Genomic DNA, 25,545 nt, shown 5'->3' on the forward strand with positions numbered 1-25,545 from the left:
CCTTTGCGTTCGCTTACAGGTTTTTGTAAAGCCATTTGGGCATGTAGTACTTGCGCCGGTTGAACACGCTGCCGACCACTTTCGCCCCGGCCTGAGTCAGGCGTTGCACAGCGGCCTGGGCGACTTCCCAGCGGGTGTCTTCGGCGCGCACGACAAACACCACGCCGTCGACCTGAGTGCTGATGACCAGGGTGTCGGCGGCGGAATACACCGCGTCGCCGTCGATCACCACAAAGCGGTACTGGCTGCCCAACTGGTCGAGCAACGGGCTCAGGCGCTCGGCGGTCAGGTGCTCCAGCGTGCGGATCGGCCGGCCGTTGGGCAGCACATGGAAGGGCAGGCTCGAGACCTGCACCACGCAGTCCTGCAACAGCGGCGGGTTGCCCGGGTTGAACAGCAGGTCGCGCAGGCCGCGCTCCTTGCCGAGGTTCATCTGCTGGGTGAGGTTGTTCGCCGACTGGCTGGCGTCGACCAGCAGCACCTGGCCACTGCTCATCTGCGCCAGTTGACTGGCCAGTGCCAGCGCGCTGGTGGTGGTGCCGGCGCCGGGGTTGGCGGCGGTCAGGAACAGAATGCGCAGATCGAGATCCAGCACGGTCGAAGTCAGATTCGATTCGCTGGGGCTGGCGATGCTCAGGCTTTTATTGGTTGAACCGTCCATTAGCTTGCTCCGTGGCCGCTGAATACTTTGAAGGGGGTTTTCAACAGAATCTTCAGATCAAGCAGAAGGCTCTGCTCGGCGATGTAGCTGAGGTCCAACTCAACGCGCTGGTCGAAGTCGATGTTGCTGCGTCCGGAGATCTGCCACAGACCGGTCATGCCGGGGTAGATCGCCAGACGCGCGAGATGATTGTCCTTGTAGCGGTAGGCGTTGAACGAGGTCGGGCGAGGGCCGACCAGGCGCATGTCGCCGGTCACTACGTTGATCAGATTGGGCAGCTCATCGAGGCTGGTGCGCCGCAGAAAACTGCCGATGCCGGTGACGCGCGGGTCCTTGTCGATCTTGAAGTCGATGGCGTCTGCCCCGTGCTTGTTCAGGTGGCGCAGCGACTCTTTGAGTTCTTCGGCGTTGCTGACCATGGTGCGGAACTTGAACATGCCGAACTTGCGCCCGCGATAACCGGTGCGTTTCTGCACGAACAGCACCGGCCCCGGGCTGGTGAGCTTGATGGCCAGGGCCAGGCCTAACAGCACCGGCGAGATCAGCACGAGAATCGTCAGCGCGCCGAGGCAGGCGACCACCCGGTTGGTCCGCGACAGCTGCCATGGGCGGCCACCATCACGGCCGCTGAGCCAGCCGCGACCCTGACGGTGGATCGCCGCGTCGAGGCGCATGCGATGTTCCGGGTCGACGCGCTTGTCAGGGCGCATCTGTGCAATCGACACACTTCTTTCATGTCCAGTCATGGCGTCCTCCGCATTCAATCAGCCGCAAGCGGCGCACGGGCAGTGGGGTAGTAGTCGCGGAACCAGGCGATGAAGCGGCCCAGTCCTTCATCCAGTTCTATCCGGGGCTGGAATCCGGTGGCCTGGGCCAGATCGCTGGCCTCGGCGCAGGTGTTGAGCACGTCGCCCGGTTGCAGTGGCAGCAGTTCGACAATGGCTTGCTGATCGAGATGTTTTTCCATCAGCGCGAGGTAGGTTTTCAGCGCGACCGGCTGCTGCCCGCCGATGTTGAACAGTCGCCACGGCGCCATGCTGCTGGCCGGGTCGGGCTGTTCGCGATCCCACTGCGGGTTGGCTTGCGGTGGCTGATTGATGAGGCGTGCGACGCTTTCGATGATGTCGTCGATGTAGGTGAAGTCGCGCTGGTGCTCGCCGTAATTGAACAGCTTCAGCGGCTCGCCTTCGCTGATCGCCCGGGCGAACTGGATCGGCGACATGTCCGGCCGGCCCCAAGGCCCGTACACGGTGAAAAAACGCAGGCCGGTGCAGGGAATGCCGAACAGATGGCTGTAGCTGTGCGCCATTAGTTCATTGGCTTTCTTGGTCGCGGCGTACAGCGACAGCGGATGGTTGACGCCATCCTTGACCGAGTAAGGCGTGTGCTGATTGGCGCCGTACACCGAACTCGACGAGGCATAGATCAAGTGCTCGACCGGGTGATGCCGGCAGCTCTCGAGGATGTTCAGGAAACCGTTGAGGTTGCTGTCCAGATACGCCCGTGGATTGTCCAGCGAATAACGCACCCCGGCCTGCGCGGCGAGGTGGATCACCACTTGCGGCTGCTCGCGGGCAAACAATGCGTCGATCGCCGAAGCGTGGGCCAGATCCACCGTGGCCAGCGGAAAATCGCCAACCTGCTCGCGCACCCACTGCACGCGGTCGTGCTTGAGCTGCGGGTCGTAGTAGTGGTTGAAATTGTCCAGGCCGACCACCGAATGCCCGTCACGCAGCAAGCGCAGGACGCAATGGGCACCAATGAAACCGGCGGCACCGGTCACCAGAATCTTCATGGCCGCAGCCCTTCAGGGGCGATGTGGCGCAGACCGATGCCGCTGTAATGCAGGCCGGCGGCGGCAACCTGTTCCGGGTTGTACAGGTTGCGCCCATCGATGATCACCTTCGAACGCAGCTTCTCGGCGAGCAACTCGAAATCGACCACGCGAAAGTTTTTCCACTCGGTGCAGATCACCAGCGCATCGGCGTCTTCGAGGGTATCGTCGCGGGTCGCGCACAGATGCAGGTCGTTGCGGTAGCCGTAGATGCGCCGGCACTCGGACATGGCTTCCGGATCGTAGGCCTGCACGCTGGCGCCTTCGGCCCACAACGCGTCCATCAGATAACGGCTCGGGGCTTCGCGCATGTCGTCGGTGTTCGGTTTGAACGCCAGGCCCCAGACCGCAATGGATTTGCCGGCCAGGCCTTGGGGAAACTGCGCGCGCAATTTGCTGAACAGGATGTGCCGTTGGCTGTCGTTGACGTCGGTAACGCTGCGCAGCAATTTCAACGGCATGCCGTTGTGTTCGGCGGTGTGCAGCAAGGCCCGCAGATCCTTGGGAAAGCACGAGCCACCGAAGCCGCAGCCCGGATAAATGAAGTGGTAGCCGATGCGCGGGTCGGAGCCGATGCCTTTGCGCACCGCTTCGATGTCGGCGCCGAGCAGTTCGGTGAGGTTGGCCAGTTCGTTCATGAAACTGATGCGGGTGGCGAGCATCGCGTTGGCCGCGTACTTGGTCAGCTCGGCGCTGCGGTTGTCCATGAACATCAGTTTTTCGTGGTTGCGGCAGAACGGCGCGTACAGCTCGCTCATCTGCTCGCGGGCAGCGTCATCGCGGGTGCCGATGATGATCCGGTCCGGGCGCATGCAGTCGGCGAGGGCGCTGCCTTCCTTGAGAAATTCCGGATTGGATACCACGCGCACCTGCAGCTCGGTTTTGCCGCGCAACAGCAATTCGCTGGTGGCCGTGGCCAGGACTTGATCGGCAGTCCCGACCGGCACCGTGGATTTGATGATCAACGTGCGATCGGCTTCCATCAGGCCGGCAATTTGCCGGGCGACGTTGAGCACATGGCTGAGGTCGGCAGAGCCGTCTTCGTCCGCCGGGGTGCCGACGGCGATGAAAATCAGCTCGGCGTGAGTCACCGCATCACTGGCCTGGGTGCTGAACAACAAGCGCCCGGCCTTGATGTTTTCTTCAAGTGTTGCGGACAGGCCTGGTTCACTGATGGGCGGCACCGCTTGTTGCAGTTGTTTGATCTTGTTCGGATCAATATCAATGCATAAAACCCGATGGCCGACATCGGCAAGTGCAGCGGCTTGTATAAGTCCGACATAGCCAGTGCCAAATACGCTCACGTCCATCTGCGCACCTCAATAAAACCAGAAAAGTTAACTACGGAATGAGATTGTTAAGGGGTATAGCGCAGGGTTTGGAAAGCGTGTCAGCAAAATGACATGTTGCGCAGGTATAACACTTGAGGCGTTTTTGGCGATTGGCCATCAAGTCATTGCTGCGATTGAATTTGTTGTTTTCCTGCAGATTTGTTCAGATTTTATTTAACCGACAGACGGTCTAAGTCCCCGAAATCAAAGGCTTTAATCGCTACAGATGTGTCAGATTTGAGTCACCGTTTTTTTGACGCTTTCCCCGCCTATCAGTCATTTCTTGCGCTTTGATGGCCGGGTGCTAGTGTCAGGATCTGACCGACAAAGCTTTGACAACCTCCCATTTCGGACGGCCGGTATCGCAATGTTCAAATACGCCAAGGAACTGCTTTTAGTTACCTATCTATTGCTCTTTTCCGACTACTACCTGGATCGGTTAAATGCTATCGGGTGGGGTTTGAATGTACTTGTTTTTGGCGCGATGTTTTTGGCGCTTACTTTTGCGTTATATCTAACTGCCTATATACGTCAGGCTCTCGTTCGACATGCATTCGCATTAACAATGTTTGCCGCAGCAGTTTTTTTTGATGTTTATACACGGGTTACCGCGGATTACCTGAGGTACAGCGATTTTGTCTCGCTGGTGTACTCCGGCGGCTTCATTCAGGAAGCGGCCTATCAGTATCGCGATGCGATCCTGCGCGCGGTGCTCAGTGGCTTGCTGCTGTTGTTCGGCATCGGACTCAAGCCGCGTCATGCGCTGTTCATACCCAACACGTTGCGGGTCGCGGCGCCCCTCGTCGGCGTATTGATGCTCAGCGGATTGTTGTTTCTACGAGCGGGTGAGGGCGCACGTGGGTTGCCGATCATGTACACGCCGCTGGCCTACCTGAATCTGTTTGCCTACGAGGCGCTGCACGATACCGTTGGCCCCCGTGAAGCGGTGACGCTTGCGCGCGCCACGCCCGCCGTCGGCCACGACATCGTGCTGATCATCGACGAAAGCATTTCCGGCAATTACCTCGACATCAACGCGCCGTTCGGCGTGCACAGCAACCTCAAGCAAGCACCGGCCGGGGTCGATGTCTTCAACTTTGGCTACGCCGCCTCCATTGCCAATTGCAGCGCCGACACCAATGTCACCTTGCGCTACGGCGGCACCCGCGCCGACTACAGACGCATCAACAGCACGTTGCCGTCGATCTGGCAGTACGCGAAAAAGGCCGGGCTCGGCACGGTCTACATCGACGCCCAGCGCACCGCCGGCAACCTGCAGAACCTGATGACCGCCGCCGAAAAAAACGACATCGACAGTTTCGTGCAATTCGACCAGACCAGCGTGCGCGACCGCGACATGGCGGCAGCGGCGAAGCTGATTGAACTGCTCAACGACGATCGCCCCGAGTTGATCGTGATCAACAAGGTCGGCGCGCATTTTCCGGTGCATGATAAATACCCTGATGCGTTCATGGCTTACCGGCCGACGCTGCCCCGCGGACAGTTCACTGAAGTCGCCGACACTGGCGAACGCACCGGTTTCAACGGCCAGCCGGATGACTGGGTGCTGTATCGCAACGCCTACAAGAACACGCTGTTGTGGAACGTCGGCGAGTTCTTCGCCAGGGTGTTTGCCCAGGCCAACCTGAACAATGCGCTGCTGATCTACACCTCCGATCATGGCCAGGATCTGCACGAGCGCGGCAATCCGGGCTTGAATACCCATTGCGGCGGCGACCCGGTGGAAGAGGAAGGGCTGGTGCCGCTGGTGGTGATCCAGGGCCGTGGATTGCAGACGCCGGACTGGGCGGCGAATCTGCCGGCAAACAAGGACCGCTCCAGCCACTACAACATCTTCCCGACACTGTTGCAGGTGATGGGCTACGACTTGGGCGCAATCGAAGCGGTGTATGGCAAACCGCTGAGCGTGCCGACGGCGGATGAGTTCACGTTCAACTACCGCTTCAATGCGCGGTTGGGGGCCAAGCCTGAGTGGAAGCATATTGATCTGGGCAGCATCGTTACCCCTGAGCGGGCGCCGGCGAGTGTGGCTTCGGGGCAGTGAGTTTTTGATTGCTCGGGCGGGCCTCTTCGCGAGCAGGCTCGCTCCCACAGGGGATTGCATTCCAAGGTGGGAGCGAGCCTGCTCGCGAACAAGTCGGGACAGGCTGCGACAGTCTCAACCCTTGTTGAACCGCGCCCGATACTCCCCAGGCGCGCAGCCCAGCCAGCGCGCGAAAGCCCGGTTGAATCCCTGCACATCGCTGTAACCCAACCGATCCGCCACTTCGACCAGCTCCAGCGCCCCGGACTGCAACAGGTCCTCGGCACGATAGCGCCGATGCTCATCAAGCAGTTCGCTGAAAGTCCAGCCCAACGCCTTCAAACGCCTTGCCGCCGTGCGCTCAAGCACATGCTGCGTAGCACAGAACTGCTGCCAATCCGCTGAAGCCAGATCCTCGATCAGAAAATCGCTGAGCTGTCCGAGCAAGGTCGATTCACTGTGGCGGCGGGTCTGTTCCAGCAGATCGACAAGCGTTGTTTCCAATCCCGGATTGCCCGGTGTCAACGGCATCACGAACAGCTGAGGATCCAGATGAATCGCCGCGCATGATTGCTCTGCGCTCACCGGGGTGCGCAATGCCGATTGATGCTGCTCGCGGCTTGTCGATACCACTGCCACACCCAGCACCGGATCACGATTCACGCCGCTGGCCAGCAACTTGCGCCGCACCAGACTGCACAGGCTGACAAGGATGTAATCGGTCAGCGCCGCCGGAGCACCAAGACGGCCGGCTTCGACCAGACGCAGTGTTACGCCGCCATCTTCACTCAGGATCTGCACACGGAAGTGTCCATTGAAAAACGCAAAGTACTCGGCGAAAAACTTACAGGCACGTTCCAGCGACACGGCGACATCGAACAGATAGGTCAGTCCATTGGTGGCCGTCGAAACGAAGCGTTCACCCGCCGCCAGACCGATCAGTGGATCGCCGCTCTGTTCCACGGCAAACGCCCAGAAGCGCCGCGACATCAGCAGCGGCATGCGCGTGAACGGCGTGCGCAGATCGAACAGGCTGCGGCGCAGTTGTGCTTCGATTGCGCCTTGGCTAATGCCGCGCGCGAGCAATTCTTCAATGGCCGGCAGCAGGGTCGGCGCGTAAAAAGCGTTGACGGATTGCGGATGGGTTTTGCTCATGTTGTGCACGCGTCTCCCGTCGCTCCGTTAGCCGCCAGCAAACGCTGATCGACGCTGAGGATCGCCTCGATCATCGCCCGCGCTGCTGGCGTCAGGGTAAAACCGGCGCGGCTGACGATGCCATAACCCAGTTGCAGCGCCGGCTCTTCATGCGCGACGTCGACAAAGTCGAGCAGCTCGATCAGGCCGCGATCAAGTTGTTCACGCAAGGCCTCCAGCGTTGCCAGCCCCACCGCGTCGGAGCGCAGCACTACGCGCTGGATCGCGTCAAATTGTGCGCACTCGACGCTCGGGGTGAAGTCCTGCTCACCGAGGATATCGGCGAGCACCTTGCGGATCATCGGTGGAATGCGCGTGCCGACGATCGGGTAATCGAGCAGGGCGCGCAATCGCAGGTCTCGTTGCGCGAGGAGCGGATGGCCGGCGCGACAGAAAAACCGTCCCGGCCGCGTGCGCAGCAGGTGCACCTGGTACTGCGGATCGCTGACAAAGTGCCGCGCGTCCGCGACGAAAAACTCGATCTGCTGCTCGCGCAACCACAGCGTCAATTGCTGCCAGTCGCCCTGATGAAACCGCGTGCGAATCGCCGGATGCGCATCAATGAAGTCGGCCAGCGCTTCCGGCACCAGCACCTGCGCCGGATACGGACCGCAACCGAATTGCAGTTCGCCGCCGGTGAGGCCGTTGTATTGCGTCAATTCGTTGTGCAGCGCCTGACTGCCAGCGAGCAGGCGCCGCGCATGTTGCAGCACCAGTTGGCCTTGCCCGGTCAGGCGAAATTCGCGGCTGCTGCGCTCGACCAGCTCGCAGTCAAGGTCGCGCTCCAGAGTCTGGATGCTGCGGCTGAACGCCGGTTGACTGAGGTTGATCGCCTCGGCGGCGCGCCCGAAGTTGCGGTAATCAGCGAGGGCGACCAAGTGGCGAAGCTGGCGAAGATCCATCATGCGTCTCCTGCATTTTGCGGATACTTTTAATGCATTGGATCGATAGCACGTCCGCTGGCATAAGTACACGCCTGTTCTTCGATGGCAGGCCTTCATGTCTCAGTCTCTGTTCGCGTCCAGCGCGTTCACCCGCACGATTCTCGCGCATGCTCGCCAGTCCGGACTGTGCCCGCAACGCTTGATGGCGCGCGTCGGGATCTGCCCGTCTGTGCTTGCCGGACAGCATCAATTGGTCGCCGCACAAGCGGTTGAACAGTTGTGGCGTGAGTGTGAATGGTCAGGGGTAGCGCCGACGTTTGGCTGTGAACTGGCCGACGGGATGGCGACCGATTGCCTGCAAGGACTGAATATTCTGCTCGACTCGTCCGCGACCTTGCGGGCCAGTCTGAAGTGCTTCATCGACTGCTTGCCTCGGGTGATCAACTACGTCGCGGTGGAGTTGGTCGAGGCGGGCGACTTTGCTCATTTGCGCCTGCGTTCGCTGCAGGGGCAGTTGCATCATTTCGCTCTGGATGCGGCAGTGATAACGCTGGTGCGCAACATTGCCCGTCGATTGGGCACGGCGCCTGGAGATGTGTTTGTAAATGTCAGCCTGCGCCCGGCGCAATTGGCCGGTGGCTGGCTGCGTGAAGTGGGTATCGCGGTGGAGCAGGGCGAACATCTGTGCCTGACCTTGCCGAGATATAGCCTCGATCAGGTCTTGCTGGGCGCCAACCCGTTTCTGCACCAGAGCATGCTGCGCCACTGGCACGCTGAAACTCGCGCACCTGCGCGTGAGGACAATCTGACAATGGCGCGGCACTGGCTGACGGCGGGTGATCAACCGATCGAACGGATAGCCGAGCGGCTGGGTTATCGCCAGCCGAGCAACTTTATCCGCGCGTTTCGCAAACAGTTCGGGATTACGCCGAAGCAGTTTCGGTTGAACCCCGGTCAGGCGTGAGGGCCGTTTGGCCTAAGGCGTGACGATATTGAACTGCGGCCCGAACGTATCCAGGCTGCCCATCAATAATCCGAATTTCTGACCATTGCCCTGCAACTTCACCAGTCCTTTTTGCATCGCCGTCGGGAAGTCCAATTGCTTCAGGCTGATCTTCTCCAGCGTATCGCGGCTCAGGCTGACGCTCGCATCCGCCGCCGGATTCAAGCCGGCGCGGTGAGTCAGCACGCCATTGCGCAGGGTCAGGGTGAAATCCCTTTGCACATCGTCGAACGTCCAGTTCAGCGTCAGGTCATGGGCCACGGCTTTGTCGCTGTCCAGGCGTACCGCGAGGTAGTCGAAGAACATTTCCGGACTCATCGCCCGGACCATATCCACCGACACGGTATTGGCTGACTGCGGTGGTACGCCGTTGCGCAGTTCCATCGCGCCGGTCAGGTACATGTTGCGCCAGGTGGCGTTCTCGCTTTGATAACCCAACTGCTCCAGCGTCTCGGCTTGAGCCTTGCGTGCATCCGCGTTGTCCGGATCGGCGAACAGCAACTGGTTGCCCAACTGCGCGGCCCATCGGTAGTCAGCGCTGGCCATCGCACTGCGCATTTTCTCCAGCACCGACGCGGCACCGCCCATGGCCTCGACCGAGCGTTTAGCCGCATCCACCGGCGGCAGCGGATTGAGGTTGGCCGGGTTGCCGTCGTAGAAACCCATGTAGCGCTGATACACCGCGCGCGTATTGAAACTCAGCGAGCCGTAATAGCCACGGGTGTACCACTTCTGATCGAGCGAGCCGGGCAGCTTCTTGATCGCGTCAGCGATTTCCAATGGCGTCAGGCCCTGGTTGAGCAAGTGCAGGGTGCGGTCGTTGATGAACGCGTACATGTCACGCTGATCGGCGAGCAGAGTACGAATGCGCTCACCACCCCAGGTCGGCCAGTTGTGCTGAGCGAAAAGCACGTCGGCCTTGTCACCGTCGCGCATGAGGCTGTCGTCGAGGTATTGCGACCAGGCTTTGGCATCACGTACTTGCGCACCGCGCGGGGTGAGGATGTTGTGCATCATCTGCGTGGCGTTTTCGGCCATGCACAAGGCTTTCAGCTCCGGTAGATAAAGGTTCATTTCCGCTGGCGCTTCGGTGCCCGGGGTCAGCTGGAATTCGACTTGCAGGCCAGCGATGGTGCGGGTTTCCAACGGCTCGGCAATCAGATCGGTAGGCGCGATCAGTGTGACCGTGCCACCGCTGGGCGCACTCTTGCCGAGGCCGGCATCGACCTGACCTTTTTCACTGCGCGGCAACAGGCTGCCGAACTGGTACTGCGCGCGGCGGCTCATGGCGTTGCCGGCCATGACGTTCTCGCTCATCACGTGTTCCATGAAGCCGACCGGCGCGTAGACCTTGACCTTGCCAGCCTTGACGTCAGCCTCGTCGATCACCCCGCGCACGCCGCCGAAATGATCGACATGGGTGTGGCTGTAGATCACCGCGACGACCGGTTTGCGCGGGCGATTGGCGTAGTACAGATCCAGCGCCGTCCTGGCGGTTTCGGCCATGGTCAGCGGATCGATGATGATCAGCCCGTCGTCACCTTCGATGATGGTCATGTTGGCCAGGTCGAGGCCGCGCACCTGATACAGCTTGGGGCTGACCTCGAACAGACCGGCGTGGGCATTGAGCTGGGCCAGTCGCCACAGGCTTGGATTGACCGATTCCGGCGCCTTGTCTTTGGCGAGGAAATCATAGGCATTGACGTTCCAGATGACTTTGCCGGCAGCGTCCTTGATCTGACCCTTGAAGGGTGCGATCAGGCCTTTGCTGACGGATTCGAAATCGGTGCGGTCGCTGAAAGGCAGGGTTTACAGTACGGCAGCGTTGCTTGCGGCGGTTTGCACGCTCGGCGCCACCGGACCGTCAGCAGCGAGCAACGGCTGGCTCAGGCAAGTGGTGATCAGGCAGGTCAGCAGGCCACGCGGGCTCAGGATGAAACGGGGCATGGGTGTCTCCGGTTTTATTATCGTTATGGCCGAACAGCCAGCAGCGTATGGCGCGTCCCGGAGTTGGCGATGATCATCAGCGGACAAAAACCATTCAGGGCCGCTATCCTAGGCCCAGGTTCACTGATCGGGTTTGCCCATGCTTGAGGTTCGCGACGTTTTCAAAAGCTATGCCACGCCACAGGGATTGTTGCCGGTGCTGCAAGGCGTCGACCTGACGCTGGAGGCCGGTGGCAGCCTCGCGCTGATGGGCGAATCGGGCAGTGGCAAAAGCACGCTGCTGCACCTGGTGGCGGGGCTGGACAAGGTCGACAGCGGCAGCATCCGCAGCGGCGAACATCGCCTGGAAGCCATGAGTGAAGCGCAACTGGCGAACTGGCGACGCACGGAAATCGGTCTGGTGTTTCAGCAGTTCAACCTGATCGGCAGCCTGCGCGTGGAAGACAATCTGGCCTTTCAGGCGCGTCTGGCCGGGCGCCATGAGCCGCGCTGGCAGGCGCGTCTGGTGCAGCGTCTGGGTCTGGGCGATCTGCTCTCGCGGTATCCCGAGCAACTTTCCGGCGGCCAGCAACAGCGCGTGGCGCTGGGCCGCGCATTGGCTTCGCAGCCGAAATTGCTCTTGGCGGATGAACCCACCGGCAGCCTCGATGAAGCAACCAGCGATGAAGTGCTGCGGCTGTTGCTGGAATTGCTCGATGACACGCCGACGACCTTGTTGATGGTCACTCACAGTCAGCGCGTTGCGGCACGTCTGGCTCAGCGCGTGGTGTTGTCGAACGGACGGGTCGCCTGATGATTTGGCGGCAAACCCTGCGCGCGCTGCTCAGCCACTGGCGGCGTCATCCTGTGCAGTTTTTCAGTGTGCTGACCGGGCTGTGGCTGGCCACCAGTCTGCTCACCGGCGTCGAGGCGCTGAACAGTCAGGCGCGCGACAGCTACGCGCGGGCCAGCCAGATGATCGGCGGCGAACCACAGGCCAGCCTGAGCACGCCAAATGGGGCACTGTTTCCCCAGCGCTGGTTTATCGAATTGCGCCGTCAGGGCTGGCCGGTGTCGCCGGTGTTGCAGGGCCGGCTGACGCTCAAGGGCCACGAAGACCAGCGGATTCAGGTGATGGGCATCGAGCCGGTGTCGCTGCCGTCGGATTCCGCGGTAGCCGGGCAGGCGATGCCGATCGAGCGCATCGTCGAATTTTTCAGCCCGCCGGGCAGCACCTGGATTTCCCCGGACACGATGCAAATGCTCGGCTTGCGCGAAGGCGATACACCGCAAACCGTGAACGGCCAAACCCTGCCGCCGCTGCTCGCGCAGAAGGACATGGCGCCGGGCCTGTTACTGGTCGACATCGGCGCAGCGCAAAGACTGCTCGACCAACCCGAGCAATTGTCGCGACTGCTGCTGCCCAAGGACTTTCATCAGGAATTACCAGCGAGTTTCACCGATCGCTTGCAGCTCAAGAGCAGCGGCGAAGAAAACAATCTCGCGCGGCTGACCGAGAGCTTTCACCTCAATCTCGATGCCCTTGGATTTTTATCGTTTCTGGTCGGTCTGTTCATCGTCCACGCTGCCATCGGCCTCGCTCTGGAACAGCGTCGAGGCTTGCTGCGCACGTTGCGTGCCTGTGGCGTCAGTGCGCGAATGCTGATCGCGTGTCTGGTGGTTGAACTGGGTGTGCTGGCGCTGATCGGTGGATTGTTCGGTGTGATCAGCGGCTATTGGCTGGCCAGCGTGCTGCTGCCGGACGTCGCCGCCAGCCTGCGCGGTCTGTATGGCGCGGAAGTGGCGGGGCAGTTGCGTTTGAGCCCCTGGTGGTGGTTCAGCGGCATCGGTCTGAGTCTGCTCGGCGCGTTGCTGGCCGGGGCCAACAGTCTGCTGCGGGCGGCGCGCCTGCCGTTGCTGGCGGTGGCCGATCCGCAGGCGTGGCATCAACAGTATTCGCGCTGGTTGCGCCGACAGGGTTGGCTGGCGACAGCGCTGCTGATGATTGCGCTGGCGGCGCTGATCTGGGGCGACAGCCTGAGCAGCGGCTTCGTGCTGATGGCCGGGCTGTTGCTCGGTGCCGCGCTGGCCTTGCCGGTGTTGCTCAGCGCGTTGTTGAACCCGTTGCTCGGACGCAGTCGGTCGGTGCTCGGCCAGTGGTTTCTCGCCGACTGCCGCCAGCAACTACCAGCCCTGAGTCTGGCGTTAATGGCGCTGCTGTTGGCACTCGCCGCCAACATCGGCGCCGGCAGCATGACCGCCGGTTTTCGCCAGACCTTCAACGACTGGCTCGAACAACGCCTGAGCGCCGAGTTGTACATCAACCCGGCCAATCCGGCGCAGGCCCGCGAGATGCACAGTTGGCTCAAGCAGCAGCCCAATGTGACCGCGGTGCTGCCCAACTGGCAGGTTTCGGTGACGCTGCAAGGCTGGCCGGCCGATGTTTACGGCATCATCGACCACTCTTACTATCGCCAGCATTGGCCGTTGCTCGACAGCAGTGGCAGCGATCCGTGGGGCAAACTGGCCACGGATGATGCGGTGATGCTCAGTGAACAACTGGCACGACGCCTGAAGTTGCGGCCGGGCGAGCATCTGAACATTCCCACGCCAAACGGCACGTGGTCGCCGCGTATCGTCGGCATCTACGCTGACTACGGCAATCCGAAAGGGCACGTGCTGATCAGCAGCGAGCACCTGTTGCGCGGCTGGCCGCAACTCACGCCCAACCGCTTCAATTTGCGAATCGACCCAGCGCAGATTCCGGCGCTGCTCAACGCCTTGCAGGCGCGTTTTGCGCTGGATGACAACCGCATCGTCGATCAGGCGCGGCTCAAGGGCTGGTCGGTGCAGGTCTTCGAACGCACCTTTGCCGCGACGGCGGCGTTGAACAGCCTGACCTTGGCCGTGGCTGGCGTGGCGCTGTTCATCAGTCTGCTGACCCAGAGCCAGAGTCGCCTCAGTCAACTCGCACCGCTGTGGGCGCTGGGCGTGACGCGCAAACAATTGATGCTGCTCAACCTCGGTCAGACCTGGCTGCTCGCCGTATTGACGTTGCTGTTGGCGCTGCCGCTGGGCATTGCTTTGGCATGGTGCCTGGATGCGGTGATCAATGTGCAGGCATTCGGCTGGCGCTTGCCGTTGCGGGTGTTTCCGTTGCAGTTGTTGCAACTGATGGGCCTGGCCTTGCTGGCGACTCTGTTGGCTTCGGCATGGCCGCTGTATTCGCTGTACCGCACGCAACCGGCGGACTTGCTGAGGACGTTTGCCCATGAGGACTAAATGGCTCGTGCTGATGATTGCACTGCTGCTCGGTGGCTGCGATCAGCCTGCACCTGAGGAAAAGGGCTTTGCCGGCATGGGCGATCAGGCGCAATCCTTCACCCCGGTGGTGCCCGGTCGGGTGTTCAGCTTCCCCGCCGATCACGGCGCGCATGATGGTTTTCGCATCGAGTGGTGGTACGTCACCGCCAATCTCAAGGATCAGCAGGGCAATGATTTCGGTGTGCAATGGACGCTGTTTCGCAGCGCCCTGAAACCCGTCGCTGAGCAGGCCGGTTGGGGCAACCAAACGATCTGGCTGGGCCATGCGGCAGTCACTTCGCCCTCGGTGCATCACGCCGCCGAGCGCTACGCCCGGGGCGGAGTAGGCCAGGCCGGCGTGCGCCTGGCGCCGTTCGAAGCGTGGATCGATGACTGGATGTTTGCCAGTCAGGCGCAGGATCCGTTGCGCGATATGCAACTCAGTGCTCGTGACAAGAATTTCGCTTATCAACTGCGCCTTACCTCCAGCCGACCGCTGGTGCTGCAGGGCGATCAGGGTTTCAGCCAGAAATCCGAAGAAGGCCAGGCTTCGTATTACTACAGCCAGCCGTTTTTTCAGGCCAGCGGCACGCTGCAGATTGATGGCCAGACCTACAGCGTCAGCGGCCCGGCATGGCTCGATCGCGAGTGGAGCAGTCAGCCACTCACGGCCAATCAGACGGGCTGGGACTGGTTCTCGCTGCATCTGGACAGCGGCGAACATGTGATGCTTTACCGCATGCGGCAGAAGGACGGCGCGCCTTATCTGACCGGCACCTGGATCGCCGCTGACGGGCAGATTCAGACATTGCACAGCGAGCAGATCAGTCTTGTGCCGCAGGACACTGCCAAGGTGGCTGATCGACCGATGCCGGTGAAATGGTCGATCCGCATTCCCGACAAGCAACTCGATATCAGCGTTGATGCGCTCAATCGCAATGCCTGGATGGATTTGCGTATTCCGTATTGGGAGGGGCCGGTGAAGATTGATGGCAGTCACCCTGGCCAAGGTTATCTGGAAATGACCGGATATTAACGGTAGGTGCAGTTTCCCTGTGGGAGCGAGCTTGCTCGCGAAAGCGTCAGCGCTGTGACCGCTGAGTTAACTGACTGGAACTCTCATCACCGCTCTCCGCTCTACCCAGAAACCCGCCATTTTCGGACTCACTCATGAGCGACGACGTGCAACTCCCGAACCTCAACACCTGGCAACGCCTGTTCGACGATCAGACTCTTTGGCAGCAATCGCCCGACGCTCACTATTTCGATCTGCAGCGCATCGCCGATGACCTGCTCGGCCAAGGCGCGATCGATCTTGAGCAATGGCAGTCGTTGCGCGCCAAAGCCGATGATCTGCACAAGCAGTCACCCGAGGTCAACGTCGCCCGCGAACTCGACGATCCCGAAGCCTGAGGACTCCTGCCATGAATACCACCAGCAACCAGAACGACAATCCCGACGAATCACGCCCGGCCGGCGAAACCGAACGCGATAACGACGCCCTGCGCCCGACCGATCCCAAGCAGCGGCAGGACAGCGGCAAGGGCACGCCGAGTGGCGAATCCACTGCGCAAGAGACCGCCAAGCCACACACCCGAGGCCCACAAACCCAAGTCAAGCCCTGAACAGCGTCTATGCTCACTGGCACGCCCGCCGCTGAAGTGTTTTCGGTGGCGGGTGTCGCCATTTCATCACAGGGAAAGTAATGCATATGAAGCTCGACGCTCTGGCCAAGGCCATCACTCTCGCAACGCTGCTTTCAGTCACGAGTTTCGGCGCTCTGGCTGCCGACATTCCGTTATCCGCCGTCGTTGAGGCCGATTCCGTTACCACCAAAGTGCTCGCCGTCGACCCGGCCAATCACCAGGTCGTGCTGGAAGGCCCCGAGGGACGTCAGGTCCACGTTCAGCTCAGCGACAAAGCGAAAAACCTCGCCAAACTTAAAGTTGGCGATTCGGTGACGATCAAGGTGCAGCGATCTGTCGCCGCTTATCTTGATACAGATGTGGATAAAGGTCTGCCAGGCACCACCGAGCGCACCGGCGAACTGCGCAAGGCCCCGGGCAGCGATAACCCTGGCGGCGAGGCCTATCGGCAGGTTCAGGTGCAGCTGAAAATCAGCAAAATCGATTTGAAGACCAATCAGGTCACCCTCGAAAATCCGTCCGGACAATCGAAGACGCTCGATGTGAAGAAGCCGGAGATTCAAGCCAAGTTGAAAGATCTGAAAGTAGGGCAGAGCGTAATTGTCACTTACACCGATATCCTGAAAGTGACCAGTCAACACGATAGTTGAGTATTAGCTCTACAGCTTTATTGCTCTTGTACAACTTTATGTATGAGAGCAATCATATAAAGTTTTTTGTAAGACAATTCTCGGGGAAAATCGGTAAAACACAGTTTTTAACTTTTCAGTTCAAAAATTTCATGTTTGCCCATGACGACAGGTCCACCTGTTTGAATTAAAATCCTCGGCGTTCGCCCAGTGTCAGGGCTCTTTACCGGTGCATGGATTGCCAGGCCATTACACTGGGCGAACTCCACTAATTGCAAAAGTTGTATACAGAATCTGCAAACAAAAAAGGGCGACTTTGCAGTCGCCCTTTTTGTTTGCTTTCGATCAAGTCGAAGCTTGAATGCCGGCTTTGCCGCGCTGCCCCTGCAAGCGTTTGAGGGTCTGCTGGTACATTTTTGTCCGGCGATGATCCTTGCCATACGTGCCTGCCGCCGCGACGGTGCCGGCCTGGATGTGATCCAGATAGCGGAAGATCGTCCGCGGCGAGAGGAACCTGACGCCATAGCCCAACCCGACCATTCGATCCTGAAGCGTGTAACCCGGCACCTTCTCATCCATGCAGAAGTGCAATCCGAGCGACTTCATCAAACGCGCATTCCACAGCGTGCAGAAACTTTTCAAATGGGTTTCTTTATACGGGCGTGGCGGTTTCGAACGCAGGCCAAGATGAACTTTGAGCCGACGAACATGATGTTTGCAGAATCGCGAACTTAAACGCCAGGTATCACGCAGTAACCCGCGATCAAGTTGCTCAACACAACCGACCGCCGCCATGTCCGCACTTTTCGTGCATTCGCGCATCATCATCGCGAACACTTCCATGTCGTAGACAAAGGTATCGGTGTGCAGCAGAAACAAATAATCGGTCTCAACTTTCGCCAAGGCCAGATCCAACGCCTTGCCATGGGCGATGTGCCCCATCTCCTTGCCCGGCGACGGCCGCTCAATCAGATTGATCCAGTCCAGCGAACGCAAATAATCAAGGCTGGCATCCGCCGAATCGTTGTCCACCACCCACACTGCAATGCCCTGCGCCTGGACATGCTCGCGCAACAGCTCCAGACACATGCGGGTGATGTCCGGGGTTTTGTAATTGACCAGGACGAGGCTGAAGTTGGGATGCGGTTGGGTAGGTACATCAAAGGCTTTCATGTCGGGGCGACTCATCCACGGCTCAAGACGACAGGTTGATGAGCCGGGATGCTAGCGGGGGAAGCTTAGGTGAAACTTAATTTGGAAGGATTAAACCTACGGGAATATGACGATGTATATGGTTAGAGATGACTGCCGGACCTCTCCATGCGTTTGTCAGGTTCCGAAGTAAAGCTCATCCAGTTGGCGTTTGCGGATTGCCAGGTATGCGTCCCATACCTTGGGAAAATCCGCATCTCTGGTTAGCGGAAAAGTCAGATAGATGTGTTTTCCGACAACACTGATGTACTGGCGCGCACGTTTGAAGGCCGGCTGTTCGTATAGTGCAAGGCTTTCGTCGTAAGCGTCGTGATGATGGCGAATCGTTACTCGATGAGGGGCAATCATCCCTCGCGCAAAATCGATCACCCAGTCGCCGTCTACGGCCGTACGCAAATAGCCGTAAACACCATCGATCGAGAGCAGGATGCAGGTGTTGGCCTGGGTGCCGTCCTCGTCGTTCGCTAGAACAATCTGATCTGCGAAGTATTTGATCGTCTGGTTATCCGGCCCCTGTAGAAGCAAGCTCCAGCCCTCGACGCCCATGCGAAACTCGCCGATGTTGTGAAAGGTTGCGGTCCATCGATTGGCAAGCGTTATCTGACGGGTATTCATTTGGGCTTCAGTCTCAAATTCCCTGGTTTAATTTTCTTCTGGCGATGCTACCGAGCTACCGAGTTCGCTGAAGTGCAGCGCTTCGAGATTATCGTAGGCCGGGTATTTTGCCGACCACTTGATCTTGCCGGTGTAGTCGATCAGTTCCTGCGGCATGTGGAGGTGGTCGAGTTGGTAATAGAACGGTGCTGCTTTTAACGGGCCGATGGCGGAGTACTCAAGGTGATAGCGCTCGCGCGCTCTTTTCCCCTTCCCCTAGCTAATGAACCTTTCACCCCTATCTAATCTTGTACGCCTGTCTGTTCTACTCGGTCAAGTGGGTGATCGCAAGTTCAAGGAACAGTGAATAGTCCTAGATTGATGTTGTTGTTCTCCAAGAAAATTTATTTCTTCTTCTGTTTCCATTGTTTGGAGCTTTATGGTTGTAGTGTCGCTAGTGTGCGTTACCTGCGATTCTTTCATGATTTTTCTAGTGTAAAAAATCAGTAGAGTTGCTCATTATGTTTCTGATGACTCTGCTTTTGCAAGTAAGCTATATATTTCTGGTTCGATTTCGCTTTTTGGTGTGGTGTCTATTATCTGCTTTATGTGGTAGGAGTACTTTTTTTCTATCGATTTGGCCCAGTCGAGCTCGTAAATAGAGATAATTTTAACATCTTTATATTTCGATTCCGAAAGTAGAGTTTTCAAAATCTCTATGGCTTGGTCAGTACGATTTTCTCCAAGTGAAACGGCGCATCTTTGTTGCCAGAATTCCGGCATTTTGAGTATTGTTTTTTTTAGGACCTCCCAGTCCTGGTCATTGAAGTCTATGAGTACCGTTTTTGCAACTAGCTCGGTGCTGTATTCAGTCCAGTGCGAATCTTCAGATTCACCTATCCATGAGCAGAGTTTTTTATAAAGATTTTCTTCATTGCTAGTCGTCATGGAGTTGCTCCCGTAGGGTATGAAGAAGTGATGACATCGTTTTCTTTAATAACCTGCCATTCAACCCCGTCCACGGGTTGAGTTGCGAGTTGTCGTAGCGGTAGCGCAGTTGGCTGCCGTCGGGATTGGTGCGGCGGCTGACGAGGTGCAGGTTGTCAGCGTATTCGTAGCGGGTGAACGGCCGAGCTCGTCGCGTTCGGCAGTGACGCGACCATACGGGTTGTAGGTAAACGCACGTGTGGCGCCGCCGGGCAGGGTGACCTGAGTGAGGCGGTCAACGGCATTCCATTGGTATTGGGTGATCGCTCCGAATTCATCCTGGCGAGTGATTTGTCGGCCGAGCGCATCGTAGCGATACTTGCGTTGACCGCCATTGGGCAGGCGCTCTTCCAACAACTGGCCGAGGTGGTTCTGACCAGATTGTTAAGGAAAAGGTGACTTTCAGAAACTTACCAAATGAAGTTATTCACAGGAAGATTTCATCTAGAAAATAACAACGTGAAGTGTCTCCCAATTTTACGGTGTGAGCTTTACCATAGATCTATGCGTGCACACTCAAATTCGATTAAGTCTCCGACCATAATCCCTCCTGGTAGATAGTCCTCAATAATCATAGTGATTTTTCCAACTGTTACTACTTGTTCCGAAGGGTCTAATACTCTGGCAATGACTTTTCTGGATAGCCCTTGCTTCTGAATGTTCCAAATCCCCAGTTCAGCAAGCCCTTCGCAACGCATTGCGCTTTTCATAGATAAAATGTGCAGGGGGCCGTTTACTTCATCCCCAATATTCGCGCTGCAAGGATGGGAGAAAGCAATGCAAGTAAACTCGCCGTCGGTTATTTCAACCTCCGCCTCTTCGGAAGCTCTAGATATCCACTTTATATTTTTTACAATCATAGTCGTCACTCCGGTGTTTTTTGCCCGTATGGATGTTTCCAGCCGACATGAGGGTCTGAACCAATCGTATCTGTCTTGACAGACTTCGGTTGCGCCTTCCATCCGAGGCTCGGAGCTTTAGTTTCAAAAAATGAAACGGACTTCAAATGCATCGTTGTAATCTCCCCTGTAGCTCTATCGACTCCTACTAGTAACCCTTTTGCGCTTCCTATGCCACCTGGAATTGCAACGAAAGCATTCAGTTCCGGTGCAAACGTTCCATTGCGGATGACCGAGTTTGCATCGGCTACATATTGTTCGAGGGTGTAGTTGTCGTGCCCGAGCGTTTGTCCAATTTCCTCGCCGTGCTTTTCAAAGTGACGAACATCTTCTCCTAGCTTAAATTTTCTATCAGCGATAGGGGGAGGGGGAACTCCTTCTTTTACTTTTGTTGTTTCCTCAGGCCTTTTCGGTGATCCTGAATCACCATCCCCCGCCCCCGCCCCCGCCCCCGGACACTCGCTATGACCTAGTGGGTCTACCCACCCCGTAGGGTTCGTGACGTACTGGTAGCTATTTAACCCACCCGCAAGCTTGATCGGGTCCGGCGTCAAGAACCGTCCAGTCCCCGGATTGTAGTAGCGGTGGCGGTTGTAATGTAAGCCTGTCTCGGCGTCGAAATACTGACCCTGGAAGCGCAGCGGATTGTCGATTTCGCTGATGTCCAGCGCCGCTAGTTTGCCATAGGCGCGGTACTTCGCCGACCACATGATTTCGCCGCTGTAGTCGGTGAGTTCCTGCGGCGTGCCGAGGTGGTCGAGTTGGTAGTAGAACGGGGCCGCTTTTAATGGGCCTTGGCCGTCGAGCATTGCCAACGGGCGGAAGCTGCCCGGTTCGTAAATGTAGCTGCGGTAGCGGTTCTCGGCGCTTTCAGCGATGAGGCGTTCGCCTTGCCAGAGGAATTCAGTGGTGTGGCCGTCGACAATTTTCTCGATGCGGCGGCCGAAGGCGTCGTATTTATAGGATGCGGTGCTGCCACCTGGCAGGCTGACGCCGATCAAGCGGTGTTGGCAGTCGTAGCGGTATTCGGTGACGAGCTTCTGGCCGGTGCCGCGACTTTCGCGGATCAGATTTCCGTGGGCGTCATAGTCGTAGTGGCGGTCGCCTTGCATCAGCAGGCGATTGCCTTTGACGTTGGCGAGGTTCGCCGCAGGCAGTTCATTTTGGCTGAGCAGGTTGCCTGCCGGGTCATGCGCGAAGCTCTCAGGCATAGCTCCGCGCACGTTGATCAGGCGATCTAGTGGATCGTAGTGATAGCTGCGGTCACCTTTGCGGCTGTCGTTAATGCCGGCGAGATTGCCGTTGGCGTCGTAGTTGTAGCGACGCTGGAACAGGTGTTTGTCCCGTTGGCTGACGCTGTGTGCTTGCAGGCGACCCTGTTCATCGTATTGGTATTGGCTGAGCAGCAAGCCTTGCTGGCGCTGTTGTTCGCGACCGGCGCTGAACTGGTGAGAGGTCAGGCGTGAACCGTTCAGGTCGATGCTGCTCAGGCGTCCACCGGACAAATGACGGTAATCGAGCGTGCAGCCGTCCGGCAGACGGCAGTGGCTGAGTTGGCCGACGTTGTCGTATGCGTAACGCGTGGTGCCCCAACCTTGATGCTCGGTGATCAAGCGATCTTGCACGTCGTATTCATAAGCGAGCGGCCAATGGCCGTCGTCGACGTTTACCAGGCGACCGAGTGCGTCGTAGCTGTAATGAATCTCTTCGCCATCGGGCAGCGTCTTGACCAGCAAACGGCCAGCGGCATCGCGCTGGTATTCGGTAATCAGTTCGCGACCGTCATCGCCAAATTCGGTTTTCTTCAGCAGTTGGCCGTTGAGGTCGTACTCGTACGCGGTGCGGCGGCCGTCGAAGCCGGTTTCCTGCTGGATCAGGCCGTTCGGGTAATAATCGAGTTGATAGCGTTCGCCGCGCTCGTTTTCGATCTCGGTGAGGTTGAGTTGCGAGTTGTCGTAGCGGTAGCGCAGTTGGCTGCCGTCGGGATTAATGCGGCGGCTGACCAGATGCAGGTTGTCGGCGTATTCGTAGCGGGTGATCCGGCCGAGCTCGTCGCGTTCGGCGGTGACGCGGCCATACGGGTTGTAGGTAAACGCACGTGTGGCGCCGCCGGGCAGGGTGACCTGAGTGAGGCGGTCGACGGCATCCCATTGGTATTGGGTGATCGCTCCGAATTCATCCTGGCGAGTGATTTGCCGGCCGAGGGCATCGTAGCGATACTTGCGTTGACCTCCATCCGGCAGGCGTTCTTCCAGCAATTGGCCTAGGTTGTTCCAACCTAGGTGATGACGACTGCCGTCGGGGTGACGGATCTCTACCAAGCGGCCCTGGCGGTCATAGTTGTATTGGGTTTCATTACCCAACGGATCAATTTGTTGAGTGATATCGCCTTGTCGGTTGTAGTCATACTGCCAACGCGCTTGGCCACGTCTGACCTCAATCAGTTGGCCATTGTAGTAGTTGTAAAGCGTTGGCTCGCCTTCCGGAGGGATCACGGCCAGCAAACGGCCGGCATTGTTGTACTGATACTCGGTGACGGCGCCCAATGCATTCTTTTCAGCAATCAAACGACCCTGATCGTCGTAGGCTTTCTGCGTTTCTGCGCCGTCCGGAGCGATTTCGCTGATCAGGCGCGCATTTTCATCGTGTATGTAAACCTGCTCACTGCCATCGGCGTTATGAACCGTGACCGTGCCTTTGTCGTCCCACTCATAGCGTGTTTCCAAGGGTAAGTAGTTTGTCCAATGACGGACGCAGCGGGACAGCTTGCCTTCTCGCTCCCACTCCCAGAAGAAGCGGGCCCCACCGGCCAATTGACGCTCGAGGATTACATGTTGTTCGTTATAGCGGTAATGCTCGGTTTCGCCTGCAGCATTGGTTGCCGACACCAGTTGATGGCGAGCGTTGTACTCGTAGGAAACCAGTGTCTGTAAAGTCAGCCACGGATCCTGCCGTCTACCGGAATCGTCATACTCCGAGCGTTGCTGCTGTTGGTCCACGGCAATGATATGGCGGTCGTCGTAACGCAGCAGCAAGGCGCGACCGGAGCCATTGTCGATACGTTGAATGCGACCGACCAAGTCATAGCTGATATGCACCTGGTTTTCATACGAATCACTGATGGTGGTCAGCCGTTCTGCACGGAAATGATAGAACCGCGGCTTTGGCCCTGCTTGCGTGAGAATTAGCTCTCCGGGTGCATTCCCCAGAAAAATGGCCGCTTGAGCGAGGCTATTGGTGATGGCCGGTCGTTTCTCGGTCGGCTTTGGGAAACGGGTCTGGCGGTTTTCATTGTCTGTCCACAGCACGCCTTCGTCATCGATAAGCAAGCGATGAGACAACGAGTGGCTCCAGCCTGGCCCCATACGGTTGTCGATTTCAACAGCACTGCTGCGGTAGAGGCGTGTCCATTCCAGCGGTAAGAGACCGCCCAGTTCGCCGTCGGTGAGTTTCAGCAGCTCCTCACCCGTGACCATAGAGACGGGGTCACCGTTGGAGCAGGTTTTGTCGACGCATTGTGCGGGTTCATCAGCCGGGTTTTTTGACTGTTTAGGCGCGTTGTCGATGTTCTCCTGCTGTTCCAGGCGCGTTTCGTTCTGGGTTTTGTTTCGTGCGTGGATTTGCGCGTCGCTTTCGACTTTTCCTCCTGCCGCAGGCGAAGGACGCTTCGGAGCTGTTGCCGTTTGTGCAGGCGTGTGATCGGCGACAGTCGCCACTGCTTTTTTGCCCGAGTTGGTCACGCCGTTGCCATGAAATCTCAATGCGGCAGCAGCATCCGCATGGGGCTTGGAGCGAATCCTGCTGATTTCAATGAGCTTGGCCGTTAGCTTCTCAACCAGGTTGACCGCTTTTTGCGCCTGCAATGTGCCCTTGACCGCTTTCGCACTGGCGCGTAATGCAACCCCCAGCCCGCCGGTAAAAATGATCCCGAGGACGATATAACTTATTTCAGACTTCACTCTGGCTAGCACTTCTGTGCGAGTCTGCGGTGGCAGTAAAGTCGTCCATGCCCAAACCGCAGCGACATAAACCCACAACAATGGCTCGTCACTCGCTATCAAGAAACTGGTGCGAAGTGCTTCAGTTGAGGAGTTGTAGATTTTCTTGATATTTTCGTCGGTGAAAAACTCCTTGAGTGTTTCGTAATTTTCACGGGGGTGAGTAACAAGCTTGAACAGCGACTTGATATCGCCCCAAATGCTCATCACGAATTTCCAGAAACCATCCCACTCCGATTGCAACTGTTGCCAGAGGCGGCCAGCTATTGACGCGTTGTTATGCTCCTTCCACAAAGGCAGGCACGTAGTTGTCCATTCCGAGGACAACCACTTGCTCAGATCGCCGATGACTTCGTCGTAGGATTTGAATAGACGATCGTTGTCCGCGTTCGTCAGGTCGGGGTAGAAAGTAATTCGGTAGAGCTGGCGTGGCTTCAGGTCGCTAACGACTTCAATCCCGGTCGGGCCGATTGTTTTGCGCACGGGTTGCCCGACGGGATTGTTCTTCGAGTCGACAGGCGTCAGAACAACTGGAGTATTGCCAATCGGCACAAAACGCGCCGATTCGAAACTATGAATCAGTGTGAGTTTTCCATTCTCGGGACAAGTGGCGAAGTAAACCGGTTTGGTCTTGTCGCCCGTCGCAACGGGTTTTTTAACCTCGTCACCGACTTGAAATTGCTGCTCCATTTCCAGGCCAGGTATGAATCTGGCGGTGGACCGATAACCCTTCAGGCAGTTCTTGAACTCTGCAATGACCTTGTTGAAGTCAGGCTGTTGAGCGGTGACATGAGCGATCGTATCCAATGGGGTCATACCACCACCTCTTTTTCCAGATAGGCCTTCAACAGCCCGGTAAAGTTTTCTTCCGTGAGCGGCGTGCGTTTAACAAAGCGCGCCACTTTTTGTTTCAGGTTCGATTCGGGAAAGGAGAAATACAGATCGGCGTGTTTCTCCTGCAACCACTGCATCATGTTGCCGATCACTGTGGATGGGTTTTCTGCCATCAACCCCTCCAACAACCCCTTCGGCACCTCCCACCACGGCCAGTCCCTGACCTTCGGCACCACTCGCGTGCCCACTTCCAGCGCCTGCCCATTGATCAGATACCGCTCAAACACCGGCAGCGCTTCTCCAGCCTTCTCCCCAAGCCCCCGCAAAATCGGATGAATATGCCGCCCATCCCAAAACCGGAAAAACACCTCGGTGCCATCCGGCATTTTTACCTGCGTCAGGCTGCGCAAATGTTCGAACACTTCGTTCGGTTCTGAACGCGACACCGCCAGCCAGCCCCAGTCGAGGGCGTCGGTTTCGGCGATCCATGGCAGGAGTGCCGAGTTCGGTTTGAGTTCGGTGACGTAGGGCATCACCGGTTGCCAAGTGGAGTAGGGTGTGCCGCC

The 25,545-nt window shown here is 58.1% G+C and carries 20 protein-coding genes and 3 pseudogenes; 8 read left to right on the top strand and 15 right to left on the bottom strand.

The genetic code is table 11. The features are described 5' to 3' along the window. Positions 1–13: 13 nt before the first annotated feature. From AC0IXA_RS19060 to AC0IXA_RS19075, 4 genes are read right to left on the bottom strand one after another with little or no spacing between them, the layout of a single operon-like run. Positions 14–661 (bottom strand): CpsD/CapB family tyrosine-protein kinase, encoded by a 648-nt coding sequence (locus AC0IXA_RS19060; RefSeq protein WP_024012451.1) that lies wholly within the window; start codon positions 659–661, stop codon positions 14–16. Further along, positions 661–1,407 (bottom strand): sugar transferase, encoded by a 747-nt coding sequence (locus AC0IXA_RS19065; protein ID WP_016774101.1) that lies wholly within the window; start codon positions 1,405–1,407, stop codon positions 661–663. Before AC0IXA_RS19065 ends, AC0IXA_RS19060 begins: the two co-directional genes overlap by 1 nt. A 14-nt stretch (positions 1,408–1,421) precedes the next feature. Then, the gene (locus tag AC0IXA_RS19070) at positions 1,422–2,456 is read right to left on the bottom strand and encodes an NAD-dependent epimerase (protein ID WP_471814330.1); all 1,035 of its coding nucleotides are present in this window, start codon (positions 2,454–2,456) and stop codon (positions 1,422–1,424) included. Further along, positions 2,453–3,805, bottom strand: a complete 1,353-nt coding sequence (locus AC0IXA_RS19075; RefSeq protein WP_016774103.1) for a UDP-glucose dehydrogenase family protein — start codon at positions 3,803–3,805, stop codon at positions 2,453–2,455. Before AC0IXA_RS19075 ends, AC0IXA_RS19070 begins: the two co-directional genes overlap by 4 nt. A gap of 388 nt (positions 3,806–4,193) precedes the next feature. On the opposite strand from AC0IXA_RS19075, the gene AC0IXA_RS19080 reads away from it, so the two are divergent. Beyond that, the gene (locus tag AC0IXA_RS19080) at positions 4,194–5,891 is read left to right on the top strand and encodes a sulfatase-like hydrolase/transferase (RefSeq protein WP_471814331.1); all 1,698 of its coding nucleotides are present in this window, start codon (positions 4,194–4,196) and stop codon (positions 5,889–5,891) included. Between the two features lie 114 nt (positions 5,892–6,005). Here the strand turns inward: AC0IXA_RS19080 and AC0IXA_RS19085 are convergent, their stop codons facing one another. Both AC0IXA_RS19085 and AC0IXA_RS19090 read right to left on the bottom strand, forming a co-directional pair. Next, complete coding sequence (locus AC0IXA_RS19085) at positions 6,006–7,025, bottom strand: AraC family transcriptional regulator (protein ID WP_471814332.1); 1,020 nt, start codon at positions 7,023–7,025, stop codon at positions 6,006–6,008. Further along, on the bottom strand, positions 7,022–7,966 hold the full coding sequence (locus tag AC0IXA_RS19090) for a LysR family transcriptional regulator (RefSeq protein WP_471814333.1): 945 nt from the start codon (positions 7,964–7,966) through the stop codon (positions 7,022–7,024). The genes AC0IXA_RS19085 and AC0IXA_RS19090 overlap by 4 nt, the downstream gene beginning before the upstream one ends. A gap of 97 nt (positions 7,967–8,063) precedes the next feature. Between AC0IXA_RS19090 and AC0IXA_RS19095 the strand changes: the two genes are divergently transcribed. After that, positions 8,064–8,912: a helix-turn-helix domain-containing protein gene (locus tag AC0IXA_RS19095; protein ID WP_471814334.1), complete on the top strand. Its 849-nt coding sequence runs from the start codon at positions 8,064–8,066 to the stop codon at positions 8,910–8,912. 12 nt (positions 8,913–8,924) lie between these two features. Here the strand turns inward: AC0IXA_RS19095 and AC0IXA_RS19100 are convergent. Then, positions 8,925–10,898 (bottom strand): annotated as a pseudogene (locus tag AC0IXA_RS19100) (alkyl/aryl-sulfatase). 139 nt (positions 10,899–11,037) lie between these two features. On the opposite strand from AC0IXA_RS19100, the gene AC0IXA_RS19105 reads away from it, so the two are divergent. The 6 genes from AC0IXA_RS19105 to AC0IXA_RS19130 all read left to right on the top strand — a co-directional run bounded on the left by AC0IXA_RS19105 (position 11,038) and on the right by AC0IXA_RS19130 (position 16,476). After that, entirely contained in the window at positions 11,038–11,691 is a 654-nt protein-coding gene (locus AC0IXA_RS19105) for an ABC transporter ATP-binding protein (RefSeq protein ID WP_471814335.1), read from the top strand. Further along, complete coding sequence (locus tag AC0IXA_RS19110) at positions 11,691–14,159, top strand: ABC transporter permease (RefSeq protein ID WP_471814336.1); 2,469 nt, start codon at positions 11,691–11,693, stop codon at positions 14,157–14,159. The genes AC0IXA_RS19105 and AC0IXA_RS19110 overlap by 1 nt, the downstream gene beginning before the upstream one ends. After that, positions 14,149–15,216, top strand: a complete 1,068-nt coding sequence (locus tag AC0IXA_RS19115; RefSeq protein WP_471814337.1) for a lipocalin-like domain-containing protein — start codon at positions 14,149–14,151, stop codon at positions 15,214–15,216. The genes AC0IXA_RS19110 and AC0IXA_RS19115 overlap by 11 nt, the downstream gene beginning before the upstream one ends. A gap of 134 nt (positions 15,217–15,350) precedes the next feature. Next, the gene (locus tag AC0IXA_RS19120) at positions 15,351–15,593 is read left to right on the top strand and encodes a hypothetical protein (RefSeq protein WP_471814338.1); all 243 of its coding nucleotides are present in this window, start codon (positions 15,351–15,353) and stop codon (positions 15,591–15,593) included. A gap of 11 nt (positions 15,594–15,604) precedes the next feature. After that, positions 15,605–15,805 (top strand): hypothetical protein, encoded by a 201-nt coding sequence (locus AC0IXA_RS19125; RefSeq protein ID WP_471814339.1) that lies wholly within the window; start codon positions 15,605–15,607, stop codon positions 15,803–15,805. An 86-nt stretch (positions 15,806–15,891) separates the two neighbouring features. Continuing rightward, a complete protein-coding gene (locus tag AC0IXA_RS19130; protein ID WP_471814340.1) occupies positions 15,892–16,476 on the top strand; it encodes a hypothetical protein in 585 nt (194 codons plus the stop codon). Between the two features lie 324 nt (positions 16,477–16,800). Here the strand turns inward: AC0IXA_RS19130 and AC0IXA_RS19135 are convergent, their stop codons facing one another. The 8 genes and pseudogenes from AC0IXA_RS19135 to AC0IXA_RS19170 form a co-directional block, all read right to left on the bottom strand. Further along, complete coding sequence (locus AC0IXA_RS19135; RefSeq protein ID WP_471814347.1) at positions 16,801–17,628, bottom strand: glycosyltransferase family 2 protein; 828 nt, start codon at positions 17,626–17,628, stop codon at positions 16,801–16,803. 156 nt (positions 17,629–17,784) lie between these two features. Then, positions 17,785–18,282, bottom strand: a complete 498-nt coding sequence (locus AC0IXA_RS19140) for a hypothetical protein (RefSeq protein ID WP_471814341.1) — start codon at positions 18,280–18,282, stop codon at positions 17,785–17,787. Between the two features lie 60 nt (positions 18,283–18,342). After that, positions 18,343–18,486, bottom strand: a pseudogene (locus AC0IXA_RS19145) (RHS domain-containing protein); the annotation flags it as partial. A gap of 294 nt (positions 18,487–18,780) precedes the next feature. Continuing rightward, positions 18,781–19,209 carry a HEAT repeat domain-containing protein gene (locus AC0IXA_RS19150; RefSeq protein WP_471814342.1) on the bottom strand — a complete coding sequence of 143 codons (429 nt, stop codon included), beginning with the start codon at positions 19,207–19,209 and terminating at the stop codon, positions 18,781–18,783. 79 nt (positions 19,210–19,288) lie between these two features. After that, positions 19,289–19,632 (bottom strand): annotated as a pseudogene (locus AC0IXA_RS19155) (RHS repeat protein); the annotation flags it as partial. A gap of 107 nt (positions 19,633–19,739) precedes the next feature. Then, a complete protein-coding gene (locus tag AC0IXA_RS19160; RefSeq protein ID WP_471814343.1) occupies positions 19,740–20,108 on the bottom strand; it encodes a hypothetical protein in 369 nt (122 codons plus the stop codon). A gap of 5 nt (positions 20,109–20,113) precedes the next feature. After that, complete coding sequence (locus AC0IXA_RS19165) at positions 20,114–24,961, bottom strand: RHS repeat-associated core domain-containing protein (protein WP_471814344.1); 4,848 nt, start codon at positions 24,959–24,961, stop codon at positions 20,114–20,116. Next, positions 24,958–25,545: DUF4123 domain-containing protein (locus AC0IXA_RS19170; protein ID WP_471814345.1), on the bottom strand; the 588-nt coding region annotated here is incomplete at its 5' end. The genes AC0IXA_RS19170 and AC0IXA_RS19165, both read right to left, overlap by 4 nt.

This window comes from Pseudomonas sp. AC083, from assembly GCF_979253165.1.